Source organism: Helicobacter pylori, assembly GCF_014498195.1.
GTDB classification, from domain to species: domain Bacteria; phylum Campylobacterota; class Campylobacteria; order Campylobacterales; family Helicobacteraceae; genus Helicobacter; species Helicobacter pylori_DO.
In genome coordinates this window covers 24,706-42,808 of sequence record NZ_JACTGH010000003.1, presented here as the reverse complement: position 1 = coordinate 42,808, position 18,103 = coordinate 24,706, and the positions used below count along the sequence as shown (strand labels likewise).

Sequence of the window (18,103 nt, the reverse complement as noted above, 5' to 3'; positions counted from 1 at the left end):
AATGGAAAAATTTGATGCAATTGAGTAACGCTGACTTAGAACGATTAAAAAGCATGGCGAACACGCTTCGTTTTTTATGCGCAGACATGATAGATAAGGCTAATAGCGGGCATCCGGGCGTGTGCTTGGGATTAGCCGATGTGATGGTGGTTTTAAGCTTGCACCTAAACCTTAACCCCACCAACCCTAAATGGCTCAATAGGGACAGGTTGGTTTTTAGCGGAGGGCATGCGAGCGCATTAGCGTATAGTTTGTTGCATTTGTGGGGCTTTGATTTGAGTTTAGACGATTTAAAGCGTTTCAGGCAATTACACTCTAAAACCCCAGGACACCCTGAATTACACCACACCGAAGGCATTGAAATCACGACAGGCCCTTTGGGGCAAGGTTTTGCTAACGCTGTGGGCTTTAGCATGGCGAGCCAATACGCTCAAAACCTTTTAGATAAAAAAGCCATTTCTCATAAAGTCTATTGCTTGTGTGGGGATGGGGATTTGCAAGAAGGCATTAGTTATGAGAGCGCTTCTTTAGCCGGGCACCTCAACCTAAACAATCTCATTGTGATTTATGACAGCAACCAAATCAGCATTGAAGGCGCTATCAATATTAGTTTTAGCGAACAGGTTAAGATGCGGTTTGTGGCACAAAATTGGGAAGTGCTAGAATGCGATGGGCATGACTATCAAGCGATTCATAACGCTTTAGAAGAAGCCAAAAAATCCCATAAACCCACGCTTTTAATCGCTCATACGATTATTGGTAAGGGAGCTGTTGGCTTAGAAGGGAGTGAAAAAACGCATGGCTCGCCTTTAAATAAAGAAGTGTTAAAACAATCCAAAGAAAACGCTCAAATCAACCCTGATGAAAGCTTTATCATTAGTCCAAAAAACAAAATGCATTTTGAAGAAGTGAAAGTTAGGGGCGTTAGCTTAGAGGCCTTATGGGAAAAATCCTTAAGCCCTAAAATAAAAGAAAAAATCCATGCGTTAAAGGATTTTGATTTTAACGCCATCCATTACCCCACCTTTAAAAAAGGCGAATCTCTAGCCACGAGAGTGAGTAACGGCATGATTTTAAACGCTATCGCTAAAGAATGCGAGGGCTTTTTAGGGGGGAGCGCGGATCTAGCCCCCTCTAATAACACGCAGTTAAAACACTCTGGCGATTTCCCTTTAGGGCAAAACTTGCATTTTGGGATCAGAGAGCATGCCATGGGGGCTATCACTAACGCTTTAGCGGCGTATGGCTTGTTGGTGCCTTTTTGCGCGACCTTTTTTGTGTTTAGCGATTATTTAATGCCTAGCATGCGTTTGAGCGCTTTGATGAAATTAAAAGCCCTTTTTATCTTTACGCATGACAGCATTGGCGTGGGCGAAGATGGGGCGACGCACCAACCCATAGAGCAATTGAGCCATTTACGCGCTTTGCCCAATTTCTATGCTTTCAGACCCAGCGACGCTTTTGAAAATACGGCTTGCATGCAAATAGCGTTAAGTTTGAACGCTCCTAGCGCTCTTATTTTATCGCGCCAGAATTTACCCGTGCTTGATGAGGTTTCTAAAGAGCAGGTTTTAAAAGGGGCGTATGTTAAACACCATTCTAAAGATCCCATTATCACGCTCGTTGCGAGCGGGAGCGAAGTGTCTTTGGCTTTAGAGAGCGCTAAAATGTTAGAGCGAGAAAATATCCCCACTCAAGTGGTGAGCGCGCCATGCTTTGACTTGTTGATAGAGCAAGATGAAAGCTATCTCAAAGAACTCTTTAAGGGTAAAGTCTTAGCGATTGAAGCGAGCCGCGCGATAGAGTGGTATCGTTTTGCGAATAAAATCATTAGCATGGATTCTTTTGGGAGTTCAGCAAAGGGCGATAAACTCTTTGAAAAATTCGGCTTCAGCGTTGAAAACATCACCACTCAAGCTAAAAGGTTGCTCAACGCATGAACTTAGAAAAACTTTTTTTAGAAAAAACCCTCTTGTTTGTTTTTAGCTCCACCAGGCGTTTAAAACATTTCTATTTAGAGCAAGGCGAAGGGTTTTTGCCTAACGCAATGAGCATGGGGAGTTTTTTTGAACAGGCTTTTTACATCCCTAATAAAAAGAAAATCCCTAACAACGCGCGGCTAATTTTAATGATAGACACCATTAAAGCTATCGCTAAAGAAAAAAAATCCATTCTTGAAGGGCTTTTGCTTTTTGAAAACAGCTTTTTGGGGTATTTGGAAAGCACTTCTTTCTTGTTTGATTTGTTTGATGAGTTAAGCTCTGCTTGCATCAAACTCAATGAACTTTCTTCTAAAGACATTTATTTGGATTATGAAAAGCATTTAGAAGTCTTAGAAATGATTTATGATCGCTACATTAAAAAGCTAGAAGAATTAGGCTTTTATGACAAAATCATGCAAGAAAAGCCCGCCATTTTAAAAGAATTTTTTGAGCATTTTTCCTCCATTGAATGGTATTTAGACGGCTTTATGAGCGTTTTTGAAAGGCAATGCCTGTTAGAAGCGGCCGAGTTAGTGCCTATCACTTTACACCTATCTTGCGATAAATACAACCAAAAATTTTTGGAATTTTTGAATCTCAAATTAGAGACAGATTGCGATTATTCTATTGATTTTAAAACCCAAAAGATCCTTTCTCAAACTTTTAATGATCAAAAAATAGAACCAAAGCTTTATGCTAACTCCAGTTATTTAAAACAAGGCGCTTTAGTTTTACAAACCATAGAAGAATATTTGCAAAAAGATAACGATCCTAATAAAATGGCGATCATCACGCCTAATGCGGATTTTTTACCTTTTTTAAAACTCTTAGACAAAAACAACAATTTGAATTTCGCTATGGGCTTAGGGGCTAAAAACAGCCCTTATTATACAGAGCTTGTAAAAATCTCAGAAGATTTACAAACAAGCGATTTTAATTTAAGCGAGTCTGCGTTATTGGATTTAGAAAATATTACGCTCCCGCTTTTAGAACAACAAAGCTCTAAAGAAAAAGCTCCCTTAAAAGAAGTGCATTCTCAAATCATGCACCAGTATCATCTTTTAAAAGACACGCTTCAAAACTACAGCCTTAAAGATTTATTGCATTTGTATTTGCAAGAATTTGAAGCCAACTTCCGCTTAGACGATTCTAGTGGGGGCAAAATACGAGTCATGGACACTTTAGAGACAAGGGGCATGCAATTTGATAAAGTGGTTATTGTAGATTTCAATGAAACTTGCGTGCCAAGCCTTAAAGATTGCGATTTATTTTTAAACTCTGCTTTAAGAAAATCGCTCAACCTCCCCACTTTATTGGATAAGAAAAATTTGCAAAAACACTATTACTGCCAGCTCTTTAAAAACTCTAAAGAAATAACGCTTTCTTATATAGAAAGCGAAACTTCAAAAGCCTCTAACATGCTTTTAGAATTAAATTTGCATATAGAGCCTATCAAAGACGCTTACACGCTTTTTGCAACAAGTCCTTTAAAAGACTACCAAGAAGAAGAAATCAAAGCCGCTATCCCTAAAGATTTTAGCTTTAGCGCTAGCTCATTAAACGCTTTTTTAACTTGCAAGCGCCGTTTTTACTACCACTACATGAAGCGCTTCAAAGAAAGCCCTAAAGATGAAAATAATAGCGCTGTGGGCAGTTTGCTCCATGAACTTTTAAAAGAAGCTTATGAAAAAGACAAAAACCCCTATGCATTAGAAGAGAGGCTCATTTGGCTCTTAGAAACAAGAGAAAACATTACCCCTAAAGAGCGTTTAGACACTCTTATAGCGCTCAAAAAAATCCAGGCTTTTTATCTTAAAGAAAAAGAACGCTTTAATACAAAAATCAAAATCCTTGATCTTGAAAAAAGCTTTGAAACGGCCATTCAAGGCGTTATTTTTAAAGGGCGTATAGACAGGATTGACAAAACCGCTGACAATGAAATTATTTTATTGGATTACAAATTTAAAAACGATTTGAAATTAGACAACATGAGTAAAAAACAACGAAAAAGCTTAAGCCCCATAGAAATCGCTCAAATCAGCACCGATTATCAAATGGCCATCTACGCGTGCGCCCTTAAAAATCTGGGTTACAAAGAGCCTATAAAAGCCTTTTTTTATGATTTGAGAAAGGGCGAGTTACTAGAAGAAGACGAGCTTATTTTACAGGCTAAAATGGATCATTTGGAATATTCTCTTATCCCCAAGCTCAAGCAAGAAATTGATTTTGAAAAAACTTTAGAAGTTAAAGATTGTGAGTATTGCTCTTTTAAAGACATGTGCAACCGATGAAATCTAAAAAACTTTATTTGGCTTTAATCATAGGGGTTTTATTAGCGTTTTTAACCCTATCTTCATGGCTGGGTAATAGCGGTTTAGTGGGGCGTTTTGGGGTGTGGTTTGCCGCACTCAATAAAAAATATTTTGGGTATCTTTCATTCATTAATTTACCCTATTTAGTGTGGGTTTTATTCCTTTTATACAAGGCTAAAAACCCTTTTACAGAAATCGTTTTAGAAAAAACTTTAGGGCATCTATTAGGCATTTTATCTTTGCTCTTTTTACAATCTAGCCTGTTGAATCAAGGGGAAATCGGCAACAGCGCGCGTTTGTTTTTACGCCCTTTTATAGGGGATTTTGGGCTTTATGCGCTGATAATGCTTATGGTAGTTATTTCTTATTTGATTCTATTCAAACTGCCCCCTAAAAGCGTTTTTTATCCTTATATAAACAAAACGCAAAACCTTTTAAAAGAGATTTATCAACAATGCTTACAGGCTTTCAGCCCTAATTTTAGCCCAAAAAAAGAGGGTTTTGAAAACACCTTATCAGATCTTCAAAAAAAAGAAACCAACAACGACAAAGAAAAAGAAAACCTTAAAGAAAACCTTATTGATGAAAACCACAAAACCCCTAACGAAGAATCGTTTTTAGCGATCCCTACCCCCTATAACACGACTTTAAACGATTTAAAGCCGCAAGAAGGCTTAGTCCAAATTTCCTCCCACCCCCCTACCCATTACACCATTTACCCTAAAAGAAACCGATTTGATGATTTGACTAACCCCACTAACCCCCCTTTAAAAGAACCTAAGCAAGAAACTAAAGAAAGAGAACCCACGCTTACAAAAGAAACGCCCACCACGCCCAAACCTATCATGCCAATATCCGCACCCAACACAGAAAGTGACAACAAAACACAAAACCAAAAAACCCCCAACCACCCTAAAAAAGAAGAAAGCCCACAAGAAAACGCGCAAGAAGAAATGATAGAAGAAACGATAAAAGAAAATCTCAAAGAAGAAGAAAAAGAAACACAAAACGCTCCAAGCTTTAGCCCACTAACCCCCACAAGCACTAAAAAACCCGTTATGGTTAAAGAATTGAGCGAAAATAAAGAGATATTAGACGGATTGGATTATGGCGAAGTGCAAAAACCCAAAGATTATGAGCTTCCCACCACGCAATTATTGAATGCGGTTTGTTTGAAAGACACTTCTTTAGACGAAAACGAGATTGACCAAAAAATCCAGGATTTATTGAGCAAGCTGCGCACCTTTAAAATTGATGGCGATATTATCCGCACTTATTCAGGCCCCATTGTAACCACTTTTGAATTCCGCCCAGCCCCTAGCGTTAAGGTGAGCCGTATTTTAGGCTTGAGCGATGATTTAGCGATGACTTTATGCGCTGAATCCATTCGCATTCAAGCCCCTATCAAGGGTAAGGATGTTGTCGGTATTGAGATCCCTAACAGCCAAAGCCAGATTATTTATTTGAGAGAAATTTTAGAAAGCGAATTGTTTCAAAAATCCAGCTCGCCCTTAACTCTAGCTTTAGGCAAAGACATTGTGGGTAACCCTTTCATCACGGATTTAAAAAAGCTCCCTCACTTGCTCATCGCCGGCACGACAGGGAGCGGTAAGAGCGTGGGCGTGAATGCGATGATTTTATCCTTACTTTATAAAAACCCCCCCGATCAACTCAAATTAGTGATGATCGATCCCAAAATGGTGGAATTTAGCATTTATGCGGATATCCCTCATTTGCTCACGCCCATTATCACTGATCCTAAAAAAGCTATCGGGGCTTTGCAAAGCGTGGCTAAAGAAATGGAGCGCCGATACTCTTTAATGAGCGAATACAAGGTTAAAACCATTGATTCTTATAATGAGCAAGCCCAAAGTAACGGCGTTGAAGCGTTCCCTTATTTGATTGTGGTGATTGATGAATTAGCGGATTTGATGATGACAGGGGGCAAAGAAGCGGAGTTTCCTATCGCTAGAATCGCTCAAATGGGGCGAGCGAGCGGCTTGCACCTCATTGTAGCGACCCAACGCCCAAGCGTGGATGTCGTAACCGGCTTGATTAAAACCAATTTGCCTTCAAGGGTGAGTTTTAGGGTAGGCACTAAAATTGATTCTAAAGTGATTTTAGACACCGATGGGGCACAAAGCTTGTTAGGAAGAGGCGATATGCTCTTTACCCCACCGGGAGCGAACGGGTTAGTGCGCTTGCATGCCCCCTTTGCCACTGAAGATGAAATCAAAAAAATCGTGGATTTTATTAAAGCCCAAAAAGAGGTACAATACGACAAAGATTTCTTGCTAGAAGAATCACGCATGCCTTTAGACGCCCCTAACTATCAAGGCGATGACATTCTAGAAAGGGCTAAAGCGGTGATTTTAGAAAAAAAGATCACTTCTACGAGTTTTTTACAACGGCAATTAAAAATCGGCTACAACCAAGCCGCTACCATTACGGACGAATTAGAAGCTCAAGGCTTTTTATCCCCAAGAAACGCTAAAGGCAACAGAGAGATTTTGCAAAACTTTTAGGCTTTTTTTCATTGGATATTGGCAATAAAAACATTATTTTTAATTTTTAAAAAGTTACCGCCTGCTTTTCGCAAGCTTTTTATGATTGATTTTAAAAATGCCTTTGCGCATTTTTTAGACTTTATTATCAATCCTTCATTAAAAACAAAAACTTTTCTCAATGATACAAACGATACCAACCTTTCATCTATTAATCAAATATTATCTGTGGTTTCCCTAACTCCTAGTAAAATTACCTAAAAATTTCATGTTCAAGGATAGCCATGAACCCCAAGATTCAACCCGCCACCAAAAAACCCTTAAAATCCCTTTTAGCCGCTAGTTCAGGCAATTTAGTGGAATGGTATGATTTTTACGCTTATGCGTTCCTTGCCCCTTATTTCGCTAAGGAATTTACCCACACCAATGACCCCACTTTAGCGCTCATCTCAGCTTTTTTGGTTTTCATGCTAGGGTTTTTCATGCGCCCTTTGGGGAGTTTGTTTTTTGGTAAATTGGGGGATAAAAAGGGGCGTAAAACTTCTATGGTGTATTCCATTATCCTTATGGCGCTAGGCTCTTTTTTGCTCGCATTGCTCCCCACTAAAGAAATCGTAGGGGAATGGGCGTTCTTGTTTTTATTGTTAGCCAGGCTTTTACAGGGCTTTAGCGTGGGAGGAGAATACGGCGTGGTCGCTACTTACCTCTCTGAATTGGGCAAGAATGGCAAAAAAGGTTTTTATGGCTCTTTCCAGTATGTAACTTTAGTTGGAGGGCAGCTCTTAGCTATTTTTTCGCTCTTTATCGTTGAAAACATTTACACGCATGAGCAAATCAGCGCGTTTGCTTGGCGTTATTTATTCGCTTTAGGGGGTATATTAGCCCTACTCTCGCTCTTTTTAAGAAATATCATGGAAGAAACCATGGATAGTAAAACAACTTCCAAAACCACTATTAAAGAAGAAACCCAAAGAGGCAGCCTAAAGGAATTGCTCCACCATAAAAAAGCCTTAATGATAGTTTTTGGACTCACTATGGGAGGGAGTTTGTGTTTTTATACTTTTACGGTGTATTTAAAAATCTTTTTAACCAACAGCTCATCATTCAGCCCTAAAGAAAGCAGTTTTATCATGCTTTTAGCGCTCTCTTATTTTATCTTCTTACAGCCCTTATGCGGGATGCTTGCGGATAAAATTAAACGCACCCAAATGCTGATGGTTTTTGCTATCACAGGGCTTATTGTAACGCCTGTTGTCTTTTATGGTATCAAGCATGCCACTAGCGTGTATGAAGCCCTATTTTATGAAATACTCGCATTAAGCAGCATGAGTTTTTACACTTGCATTGCTGGGGTCATTAAGGCGGAATTATTCCCTGAACATGTGCGAGCACTTGGCGTGGGTCTAGCCTATGCGATCGCCAATGCGCTTTTTGGAGGGAGCGCGAGCTATGTAGCGTTAGAGTTCAAACAGCATGGTTTTGAAGCGGGGTTTGTGGGCTATGTCATGTTTAGTGTTATTATCTTTATGGTTATGGTTATCATATTCCCTAAAAAAACCTATTTGGAATAAATCCTGGTTTTTATTTAATTTTTGCTATAATCTTTCTTTTAAAAGGATTCTTGCATGCAAAATGGGTATTATGCAGCCACGGGAGCTATGGCGACACAATTTAACCGCTTGGATTTAACCTCTAATAATTTAGCTAATTTAAACACCAATGGCTTTAAAAGAGACGATGCGGTTACAGGCGATTTTTTAAGGCTTTACCAACAATACCGAGAGCAACTGCCCTTAGAAGATCAAACCAAAGCGAGCGCGAAGTATTTAAACCGCAATCTCAATCGTGTGCCTATTTTATCAGAAATCTATACGGATAGGAGTCTTGGCGCGTTTGAAGGGACGAATAACCCCCTAGATTTTGCCCTAACAAGCCCTAACCTCTATTTTGCGATACAAACTAATGAGGGCGTCGCTTATACCAGAGACGGGCATTTCAGCGTTGATAAAGACGGCTTTTTGGTAACCCTTAATGGCTTTAAGGTGCTTTCACGCTCTGGCTTGAACGAAAAAGGAGGGATCATGCTCATGCCTGACGCTGAAATTGAAGTGGATCAAAATGGTGGAATCACTTTTAGGGATAATGAAGCCCAAATTCAAGCGGGCGCGTTAGCTTTAGTGAGTTTTAGCGAACCTAAAAATCTTAAAAAAATAGGGCAAAACCTTTATACTTATCAGGGCGAAGGCGTCCATCAAGTCTCTGACTCTGGCGCATTAAGGCAATCCATGCTAGAAAAAAGCAATGTCAATGCGGTGCGTGAGATGAGCGCTTTGATTGAAATCAACCGCTTTTTGGACATGTATTCTAAAGTGCTAAAAACCCATCAAGATGACATGAACGCTGAAGCGATCAACAAACTCGCCACAAAAGCTTAAAAACGATTTGTCTTTTTGGCTTGTGAAAAATTTTCATGCGTGCGTGTGTTTGCATGTTTATTTTTTATATATTTATATATTGTTTATTGTTTAGTTCGTTGTGGTTCTTGTGTTTTAAACTCGTTTGTGGTAGGATTACCCCCATTAAGGTTTGAGACGCTATAGCCGTTTCTGTAATGGTTAGAGAGTGTCGGCTTGGTCTCTAATTCCCTTAATGTTTTTATCGCCCCATTAAAATCAAGCTTTTTTATTATCAATTTTCTTGCTCATGGATGTAATTTTATAGTTTTACTCCAACGCCAAGTCAATCAAAATTTGCCAATTCTCTTTATAGTGTTGGAGTTGCGACAAACTCTTTGCGTTACCCCATTCTTGTGTGTCTTCAATAGGGATGATATAGCATTCGCTCGTGCGAGTGTCTATCCCTAAAATCAAATCGCAATCTTTTTTGGTGTATTTATAAGTGCGTTTGGGGGCATTCCTATCAATTTGAACCCCACTCCTATAGCCCCCTGTAAAATTCAAGGTATCTCCCCCTGTGCCTTTAATCTGTATCCTTAATAGTTTCTGCTTTCCCCCTAGATCCACAATGGCATCATATTTAGCGTTTGTAACATCCACTCTGCTGCAAGGAAATCCTGCTTTAATCACCCTCCCTATAGCAATGAGTTCATCAGCGTTGCCATTCATTGTGCGAAAAATCCCCTTGTCAATACCGGTTAAATTGATAACCCAAGTTTGATGTGCATGATTATCCATAAACAACCTTTTTAATTTCTAACGCTAAAGCTTTAATCACAGGCACACTCACAGAATTACCAATTTGTTTATAAAGTTTGCTTTTAGCGGTATTAGGTAAAACATAATCTTTAGCGAAACCTTGAAAATTCAGACATTCTTTAGGCGTGAGTTTTCTTATACCTTGCTCGTCTAAAACTAAAGGTACATTATGCCCTCCTGTCCCCATGTTGGCTGTAAGAGTGGGGCAAAGATTGTTTTTATTTTCTCTTACATAATGCCTGCGCCATTGGTAGCAAGTGTCTCTTTTGGTGATTTCTTTCTTTAAAGTCTCATAAAAACGATACCGCTTGTAATAAAATTCCTCACCCACTTTTATTTCTAATAAATCCTTAATACTTTGTGTGTGATTGATTTTTAAAGGAAAATGAAAACGCTTGTAATGGTTTTTATCTAAAAATCCTATAATATAAACCCGCTCTCTATTTTGTGGTATAGTAGAATATTCATAAGTGTTTAGTATTTTATAATGGACAAAATAGCCTAAGTTTTTTAAAGTTTCTAAAATAAACTTTAAGGTTTCCCCCTTATTATGGCTCACTAAATTTTTGACATTTTCTAATAATAAAACTTGAGGTTTTTTGGCTTGAATGATGCGAAACATCTCCATAACAATCGCTCCTCTTTCATCATTAAGCCCTTTTTGCAACCCGGCAATGCTGAACGCTTGACAAGGAAATCCCGCGCTTATCAACCCAACATCTTCTAATTCATTAGGGTTTAAATCTTTAATGTCTTGTTCTAAAAGCTTGTGTTTGAAATTAGCCCTATAAGTGTTGCATGCGTCTTTGTCCAATTCATTCGCCCAACCAATTTCAAAGCCCGCTTGCAAAAACGCGCATTCAAACCCTCCAATCCCAGCAAAAAGTGAGCCTACTTTCATCAAACGCCCTAATCAATCTTTAATATCGCTAAAAACGCTTCTTGGGGAAGCTCCACCTTACCGATAGCTTTCATGCGTTTCTTGCCCTCTTTTTGCTTTTCTAAGAGTTTTCTTTTTCGTGTAATATCGCCCCCATAGCACTTAGCCGTTACATTCTTACCGACAGATTTAATCGTCTCCCTGGCGATGATTTTATTCCCCACGCTCGCTTGGATGGCGACTTCAAAAAGCTGTCTTGGGATAAGCTCTTTCATCGTTTCCACTAAAGCGCGCCCCTTTTCATACGCCTTATTCTTATCTATAATGATAGAAAGCGCATCCACCACATCGCCTGCCACTCTCACATCTAATTTCACTAAATGAGCCTCTCTGTTTTCTATAGGCTCATAATCAAAGCTCGCATACCCTTTCGTGCAAGATTTGAGTTTGTCATAAAAATCCATCACAATTTCATTGCTCGGCAAGGAATAAGTGAGCATGACACGAGACTGGTTTAAATATTCCATTTTTTCTTGAATGCCTCTTTTATTGTTCAATAACTGCATTAAATTACCCAAAAATTCGCTCGGCGTGATGATCGTCGCCCTCACAAAAGGCTCTTTGATGCAAGCGATATGGTTTTCAGGGGGCAATTCGCTAGGGTTTTGGACATATTTGACGCTATTATCCGTTAAATGCACTTCATACACCACCGTGGGAGCGGTAGCGATTAAGTTAAGGCCAAATTCCCTTTCCAGCCTTTCTTTGATCACTTCCATGTGCAATAGCCCTAAAAAGCCCACCCTAAAGCCAAAGCCAAGTGCTACCGAGCTTTCAGGCTCAAAATTTAAAGCGCAATCGTTAAGCTGGAGTTTCAATAGCGCTTCTCTTAAATCTTCAAATCGGTCCGTTTCTATAGGGTAAAGCCCCGCAAAAACAAAGGGTTTGGCCGGCATAAAGCCCTCAATGGGTTTAGGGGTAGGGTTTTTAGCGTCTGTGAGCGTGTCGCCCACCGCAATATCAGTAACGCTCTTTAGCCCCAAACTCACAATGCCAATCTCGCCGCATTCTAAACTCTTGGTGGGGATTTTTTTCAAAGGGTTAGGATAATATAGTCCTAAAACGCCATGTTTTTTACCCGTCCCCATCACTAAAATTTCCTGCTCTGTGTTGATGCTCCCATCCATGATACGCACCAACGCTAGCGCCCCTAAATAATTGTCAAACCATGAATCATAAATGAGCGCTTTTAAGGGATTATTAGGATCACCACTAGGGGCAGGAATGGTCGTAATGATTTTTTCTAACAAATCTTTAATGCCAAGCTTAGCTTTAGCGCTCACTTCATTAGCACCAGAGCAATCAATCCCTATCGTGTCTTCTATATCCTGTTTGACTTCTAAAACATTCGCATTCGGCAAATCAATTTTATTGATCACCGGTAAAATTTCTAAATTGTTATCTAAAGCGATGTAAGTGTTGGCGATGGTTTGAGCTTCCACGCCTTGAGTGGCATCCACCACCAATAACGCCCCTTCGCACGAACACAAAGAGCGAGACACTTCATAACTAAAATCCACATGCCCTGGGGTGTCAATGAGGTTTAAAACATAATCCTCCCCCTTAAAAGCGTAATTTAAGCGCACGCTTTGAGCCTTAATCGTAATGCCCCTTTCTTTTTCAATATCCATAGTGTCCATCACTTGGCTCGTCATTTCTCTGTTGCTGATAGCGTTGCATTCAGCGATCAGACAATCCGCTAAAGTGCTTTTACCATGGTCAATGTGAGCGATAATGGAAAAATTGCGGATATTCTTCATTGGCGTAGGCGTCTTTTCTTTCATCTCTCTTGTCCTAAATCTTTTAAAATAGCGTCAGTCAAACTCTCTGTGTCTAAGCCTAAGGATTTTTCCACTAAAGCGGTGTTCCCATGCATGATAAATTCATCAATGATTTCAAAGCTTTTAACAGGCTTTAAAATATTTTGTTCGCTCAAAAACTCTAAAATCGCACTAGCCACCCCCCCAAGCTTGTAATTATCGCTAAAAACATAGAGCTTTTGATAAGGGGCAACGATCGCGCTTAAATTGTGATCTAAAGGTTTAAGGAATCTCAAATCCAAAAGCGCACACTCTATGTTTTTTTCTTTTAAAGCCAGTTGGACTAAATGCGCCCGCCCCACGCCATTACCATAGCCTATGAGTAAAATTTCGCCCTCTTTTTTCAATAATTCGCTTTGCCCCAAAACAAAACCGCTAGGCTCAAAAACCCCCTCTTTTAACGCAAACGACCCCCTAGGGTAGCGGAACGCGCAAGGGCTTGAATCGTGTTCATTAGCAAAATACACGGCGTTTTTTAAAGTCTCATTGTCTCGTGGGGCAAAAATGACCATGTTAGGGATAGAGCGCAAATACGACACGTCTAAAAGCCCTTGGTGCGTTTCGCCATCTTCGCCCACAATCCCAGCCCTATCAATGGCTAATTTAATCGGTAGGCTAGAAATGCAAGCGTCATGCACAATGGAATCATAAGCCCTTTGCAAAAAAGTAGAATAGATGCTCACAAAAGGTTTAAACCCCTCTTTAGCCATAGCGCTGCTAGAAGTTAGGGCGTGTTGTTCAGCGATAGCGACATCAAAAAAACGCAAAGGGTAAGCGTCAATGAGTTTGTCTAATCCTGTGCCGCTAGGCATCGCCGCGGTTACGCCTACGATTTTTTCATCTTTCTTGGCCAATTCTAAAAGGGTGTTAGAATACGCTTCAGTGGGCGATAAAATCGCGCTTTTGGATTTTTTAGACAAGCCGGTATCCAAATCAAAAGGCCCCACCCCATGCCATTTTTCATAGCGCCCTTCAGCGATTTTATAGCCTTTGCCTTTTAAGGTTTGCGCATGGATTAGCACTGGCTCTTTAAGCTCTTTGGCTAATTTTAAGGTTTCAATAATCGCGCTCAAATCATGCCCATTAATAGGCCCTATATAGTTAATGCCTAATTCTTCAAAAAACACGCCCGGGGTGATGAGCTTGAAAGATTCTTCAAAACGGCTCGCTAAGTAATTCACGCTTTCAGGTAAGGTGCTTAAGATTTTTTTAACTTTAGAGCGGAAAGACTGGTAAAACGGGCCCTTCATCAGCTGGCTAAGGGCTTTGGATAAAGCGCCAATAGGCGTGCTGATACTCATTTCATTATCGTTCAAAATCATGATCATGGGGTATTTCCTATCGCCCAATTCGTTTAAAGCTTCATAAAAAATCCCTGCACTAATGCTCCCATCGCCTAGTAAAGCTATAGGCATGCCTAACGCTTGTTTCAAACAAAAAGCTTTAGCCACCCCCACGCCTATGGACACAGAAGTGGAGCTATGCCCGGCAATGAAATAATCGTATGCGCTCTCGCTAGGTTTAGTAAAACCGCTCAAGCCTTTAAATTGCCTTAGAGTGCTAAAGCTTTCAAAGCGCCCGGTTAAAAGCTTGTGAGCGTAAGCTTGGTGCGAAGTGTCAAAAATGAAAGGGTTTTTTTGGCAATCAAATAAGGCATGCATGCCCACAATCAGCTCCACAGCCCCTAAAGAAGAGCTTAAATGCCCCCCATTAGCGCTCACCACCTCTAAAATACGACTCCGCAGCGTTTGACACACCAACTCCAAGCCTGCAATATCATTAGGGTTTAAATCAAAAGTTTTATTTTGCAAAATCACACCTTAAAATTTTCCAACACGCTTTCTTTGAGCGTTTTAAAGCGCTCCATCAAATTCCCATCAAGGCTCCCGTTAGAGCTAGTGATCATAACGCCTCCTTTAGAAATAGCCTCATTGCTCTCCAATTTGATTTTGGAAGCGTTTTGCAAACGCTCGTTTAAATAAGGGTAATCCAAGGGATTGACTTTTAAATGAATATCCGTTGCGTCTAAAACGTTTTTTAAAAGCTCTTCAGCCAAAGCAAGGGCTACTTTTTGGCTGTTGTCTTCCACTTCTTTAAGGATCACTTCTTTGGCTATATCTATCGCAATCGCGCTCAATTCCTTTTCTAAAGCCATTAAATGATCTTGTGATTTTTTCATTTTTTCATCTAAAGCCGTGATCGCATGCAAAAGCTGGTTTTTTTCTTCATTCACGCTGTGAGTGAGTTCGTTACGCATTTTTTCTTCGCCCTCTTTAAAGCCGATTTTATAGCCATCGTTTTTAGCGTTTTCAATCAAAACTTTACTCTCTTCTTGGGCCTTTTCAAATTGCATTTGCAATTTCACCAAATGGCTTGAAAGCTCATCGGTTTTTTTCAATAAGCAATCAATCAAATCGTTTTCTATCGCTTTTTTTTCCAAAGGCTCTTGTGGGTTAGGCGTTTCTAAAGACGCACCATTAGGATTAGTTTTAGGGGGTAAGTTTGCCATGCTCTTAAATTCGTATTTTTGAATGTCATGCTTATTCAAATGGTCTTTTTGGATCAAATTTTTGCGGCTATTCAATGACATCTTCCTCTTCACCGGTTTGGATCACGCCTTTTTCTTGCAAGCTCTGCACGATTTCAATGATCTTTCTTTGGGCCACATCCACATCTTTGATTTTAACCGCCCCTAAATATTGCATTTCTTCTACAAATTGCTCTGCAGCCCTACTGCTCATGTTGTTTAAGAATTTATCGGTTAAATCTTTCGTGGAAGTTTTTAAGGCTAAAGACAAGTCTTTTTTGTCCGCTACTTTCAAAATCTCTCTGATGGCGAAATTATCCAATTTCACAATGTCTTCAAAAGTGAACATCATCTCTTTAATCGCGCCGGCGAGTTTGTTATCCACGCTTTCAATGCGAGCGAGCGTGGTTTTAGCACTCTTTTGGCCCAAGCGGTTAAAGATTTCAGCCACCGCTCTCAAACCGCCCACTTCAATTTTATAGCTGGTGAGCGATTCTAGTTTGTTTTCTAACACCGTGGAAACCCTTTTAACCACTTGGGGCGATATTTCGCCTAAATTCGCCATTCTAATGGAGATCTCGGCTTTCATTTCATCAGGGAAATAGCTCAAAGTCTCAGCCGCATTAGGGGCTTCCATGTGGGCTAAAATCAAGGCAATGGTTTGAGGGTGTTCGTTAATGATGAAATCAGCGAGTTGTTGGGGCTTGATTTTGCCTAAATAAGCGAAGTTTTTTTGCGTTTGCAAGCTTTTAGTGAGTTTGTCCATCACTTTTTTAGCTTCTTCGCTCCCTAAAGTCCTGGTTAAAAGCTCTCTAGCGTATTCTAAACCGCCGGTATTGATGTATTGGTTAGACTGAAAAATCGCAAAAAATTCCTCTAAAACCGCCGCGCCGATTTGCTTGTCTGTGCCGTTTAATTGCACGATTTGCTTAGAAATCTCTGTAATGGAGTCAATGTCTAAATGCCTTAAAATCTCGCCTGTGGTGTCTTCGCCCACTTGAATGAGTAAAATAGCGATTTTTTCACTCATGGAAAGTTCGTCTAATTGAGCCTTTTGTTTGGGGGTAAGCTTGGTTGCCATTTTTAACCTTCTATCTTTTAACCTTTCGCACTGTCTGAAGAGATTTCATCTTTGATTAAGAGTTTAAAAAGCGTGGCGATTTCATCAGGGCGCTCTTTAAGGGTTCCTCTAATCTTTTCTAAAATAATTTCATATCTTACTTCTTCTTCGCTAAAGCTTGCATTAAGCCCTAATTGATCTTCTACTTTTTTCCTCAAATCGCCCAGTTTGTTCAACTCATCTTCTTCTTCGTCCATTTCTTCAAACATGGATTTCACTTCCTTATCTTCATCAGGCACCACTTCCAGCATGCGTTCGCTGAAAGGCACGATCACTTTTTTATAGAAAATGAATAGCACTATAAACACCAAAATATACTTGATTAAAGGCGTGAATGAGCCTAAGATTTTTTGAGTTTTGTGCATGATTTTTTCGCTCAAAGTGGCGTTGTCAATCATGGGTGCCATAGGGTTAAACTCAAAATTACTCACCGCCACATCATCGCCTCTATTTTGATTATAGCCAATGGCTTGTTTCACTAGGGCGTTGATTTTTTTAAGCGATTCATCGCTCAAAGGCTCGTATTCTAAAGTATTTGCCCCATCTTTAAGCGCGATTTTATACTTGCCATCCACCACAACCGCCGCATTCAAACGCACTAAAGTGCCAAACTCGCCCTTAATCTCGCTAATGGTTTTACCCACTTCATAATTGGTCGTGTTTTGAGACTTTTCGTATTTTTCTGGCTCTTTATTGTCTTTCAATCCTTGCACAGGCCCGATATTGCTCACAACCCCAGGCACACCGCCAACTTGTTTTTTAGAAGCGCCTTCTTTTTTCTCTTCTAAATTTTGCTCGCTCCTTACGACATTATTGGGATCAAAAGTCTCTTTAGTGCTTTTCTTTTGGCTGAAATCAAACTCCGCATTGACCCTTGCGACCACCTTGTTTTTACCCCCCACAATAGGGGCTAAGATATTGACAATCTTATTTTCTAAAATGTTTTCAAAATTTTGTTTGTAATGCAATTGTTCTAGGGCTAATTCTTTGGAGTTTTCTAGTATATCGCCCTCGCCTATTGATTCGCCGTTTTCATTCACGATTTTCACGTTTTCTATCGTGAGTTTAGGCACAGCTGCAGCGATTAAATTTTTAATCCCTAAAATTTGAGTGGGTGAAAGCTTCATGTCAGGCTTGAGTTTGAGCATCACCGAAGCGCTAGGAGGGACTTCTTTAGCCACAAACACGCTGTCTTTAGGGATTGCAATATGCACATTGGCTTTCAAAATGGGGTTTAAACTTTCAATCGTGCGCGACAATTCGCCCTCAATGGCGCGAATGAGTTTGATATTTTGATCAAAATCAGTCGCCCCAAAGTCCTTAGTGTCAAAGATTTCAAAGCCCACTTTGCTCGTTTTAGGGATCCCTTGAGAAGCTAGAGTGATCCTTTCTTCATACACTTTATCTTTAGGAATGAGAATGGTGTCATCTTTTAAGATTTTATAAGGGATTTGGTTTTGCTGGAGGTGCTGTAAGATTAAGGCGTTATCGCTAGAGTCCAATCTTTCAAATAAAACCCCATAGCCCCCTTGCGCGTAGTCTTTTTCTTTAAAGGGATAGAGCAATAAAAACACGAGCAAAGCGGTGATCAAAACCCCCGCTGCAATCAGGGCGATTTTTTGCTTTTTATTGAGCTTGATGAAAAAATCAACAATCCGTTGCAATAATACCTTTAAATCCAAT

The 18,103-nt window shown here is 40.0% G+C and carries 12 protein-coding genes; 5 read left to right on the top strand and 7 right to left on the bottom strand.

Annotation, left to right across the window (positions count from 1 at the left end; translation table 11 throughout):
• Positions 1-14: 14 nt before the first annotated feature.
• From tkt to H7N67_RS02100, 5 genes are all read left to right on the top strand, one after another.
• Positions 15-1,940 (top strand): transketolase, encoded by a 1,926-nt coding sequence (tkt, locus tag H7N67_RS02120; RefSeq protein WP_187938888.1) that lies wholly within the window; start codon positions 15-17, stop codon positions 1,938-1,940.
• The gene (addB, locus tag H7N67_RS02115; RefSeq protein WP_187938887.1) at positions 1,937-4,273 is read left to right on the top strand and encodes an ATP-dependent deoxyribonuclease AddB; all 2,337 of its coding nucleotides are present in this window, start codon (positions 1,937-1,939) and stop codon (positions 4,271-4,273) included. Before tkt ends, addB begins: the two co-directional genes overlap by 4 nt.
• Complete coding sequence (locus H7N67_RS02110) at positions 4,270-6,819, top strand: DNA translocase FtsK (RefSeq protein ID WP_187938886.1); 2,550 nt, start codon at positions 4,270-4,272, stop codon at positions 6,817-6,819. The genes addB and H7N67_RS02110 overlap by 4 nt, the downstream gene beginning before the upstream one ends.
• Before the next feature lie 263 nt (positions 6,820-7,082).
• On the top strand, positions 7,083-8,369 hold the full coding sequence (locus H7N67_RS02105; protein WP_187938885.1) for an MFS transporter: 1,287 nt from the start codon (positions 7,083-7,085) through the stop codon (positions 8,367-8,369).
• A gap of 54 nt (positions 8,370-8,423) precedes the next feature.
• Positions 8,424-9,233: a flagellar hook-basal body protein gene (locus H7N67_RS02100; protein WP_187938884.1), complete on the top strand. Its 810-nt coding sequence runs from the start codon at positions 8,424-8,426 to the stop codon at positions 9,231-9,233.
• 288 nt (positions 9,234-9,521) lie between these two features.
• Here the strand turns inward: H7N67_RS02100 and H7N67_RS02090 are convergent, their stop codons facing one another.
• From H7N67_RS02090 to fliF, 7 genes are all read right to left on the bottom strand, one after another.
• Positions 9,522-9,923 carry a group I intron-associated PD-(D/E)XK endonuclease gene (locus H7N67_RS02090; RefSeq protein WP_160271751.1) on the bottom strand — a complete coding sequence of 134 codons (402 nt, stop codon included), beginning with the start codon at positions 9,921-9,923 and terminating at the stop codon, positions 9,522-9,524.
• Positions 9,924-9,984: 61 nt separating this feature from the next.
• Positions 9,985-10,914 carry a DNA (cytosine-5-)-methyltransferase gene (dcm, locus tag H7N67_RS02085; protein ID WP_187938883.1) on the bottom strand — a complete coding sequence of 310 codons (930 nt, stop codon included), beginning with the start codon at positions 10,912-10,914 and terminating at the stop codon, positions 9,985-9,987.
• A gap of 8 nt (positions 10,915-10,922) precedes the next feature.
• A complete protein-coding gene (gene lepA, locus H7N67_RS02080) occupies positions 10,923-12,713 on the bottom strand; it encodes a translation elongation factor 4 (protein ID WP_187938954.1) in 1,791 nt (596 codons plus the stop codon).
• 20 nt (positions 12,714-12,733) lie between these two features.
• The gene (dxs, locus tag H7N67_RS02075; RefSeq protein WP_187938882.1) at positions 12,734-14,584 is read right to left on the bottom strand and encodes a 1-deoxy-D-xylulose-5-phosphate synthase; all 1,851 of its coding nucleotides are present in this window, start codon (positions 14,582-14,584) and stop codon (positions 12,734-12,736) included.
• Between the two features lie 2 nt (positions 14,585-14,586).
• Positions 14,587-15,363, bottom strand: coding sequence for a flagellar assembly protein FliH (gene fliH / locus H7N67_RS02070; protein ID WP_000056265.1), 777 nt, complete (start codon positions 15,361-15,363; stop codon positions 14,587-14,589).
• Positions 15,350-16,381, bottom strand: a complete 1,032-nt coding sequence (gene fliG / locus H7N67_RS02065) for a flagellar motor switch protein FliG (RefSeq protein ID WP_000201853.1) — start codon at positions 16,379-16,381, stop codon at positions 15,350-15,352. The genes fliH and fliG overlap by 14 nt, the downstream gene beginning before the upstream one ends.
• A 17-nt stretch (positions 16,382-16,398) precedes the next feature.
• Complete coding sequence (fliF, locus tag H7N67_RS02060; protein WP_187854210.1) at positions 16,399-18,102, bottom strand: flagellar basal-body MS-ring/collar protein FliF; 1,704 nt, start codon at positions 18,100-18,102, stop codon at positions 16,399-16,401.
• Position 18,103 lies beyond the last annotated feature (1 nt).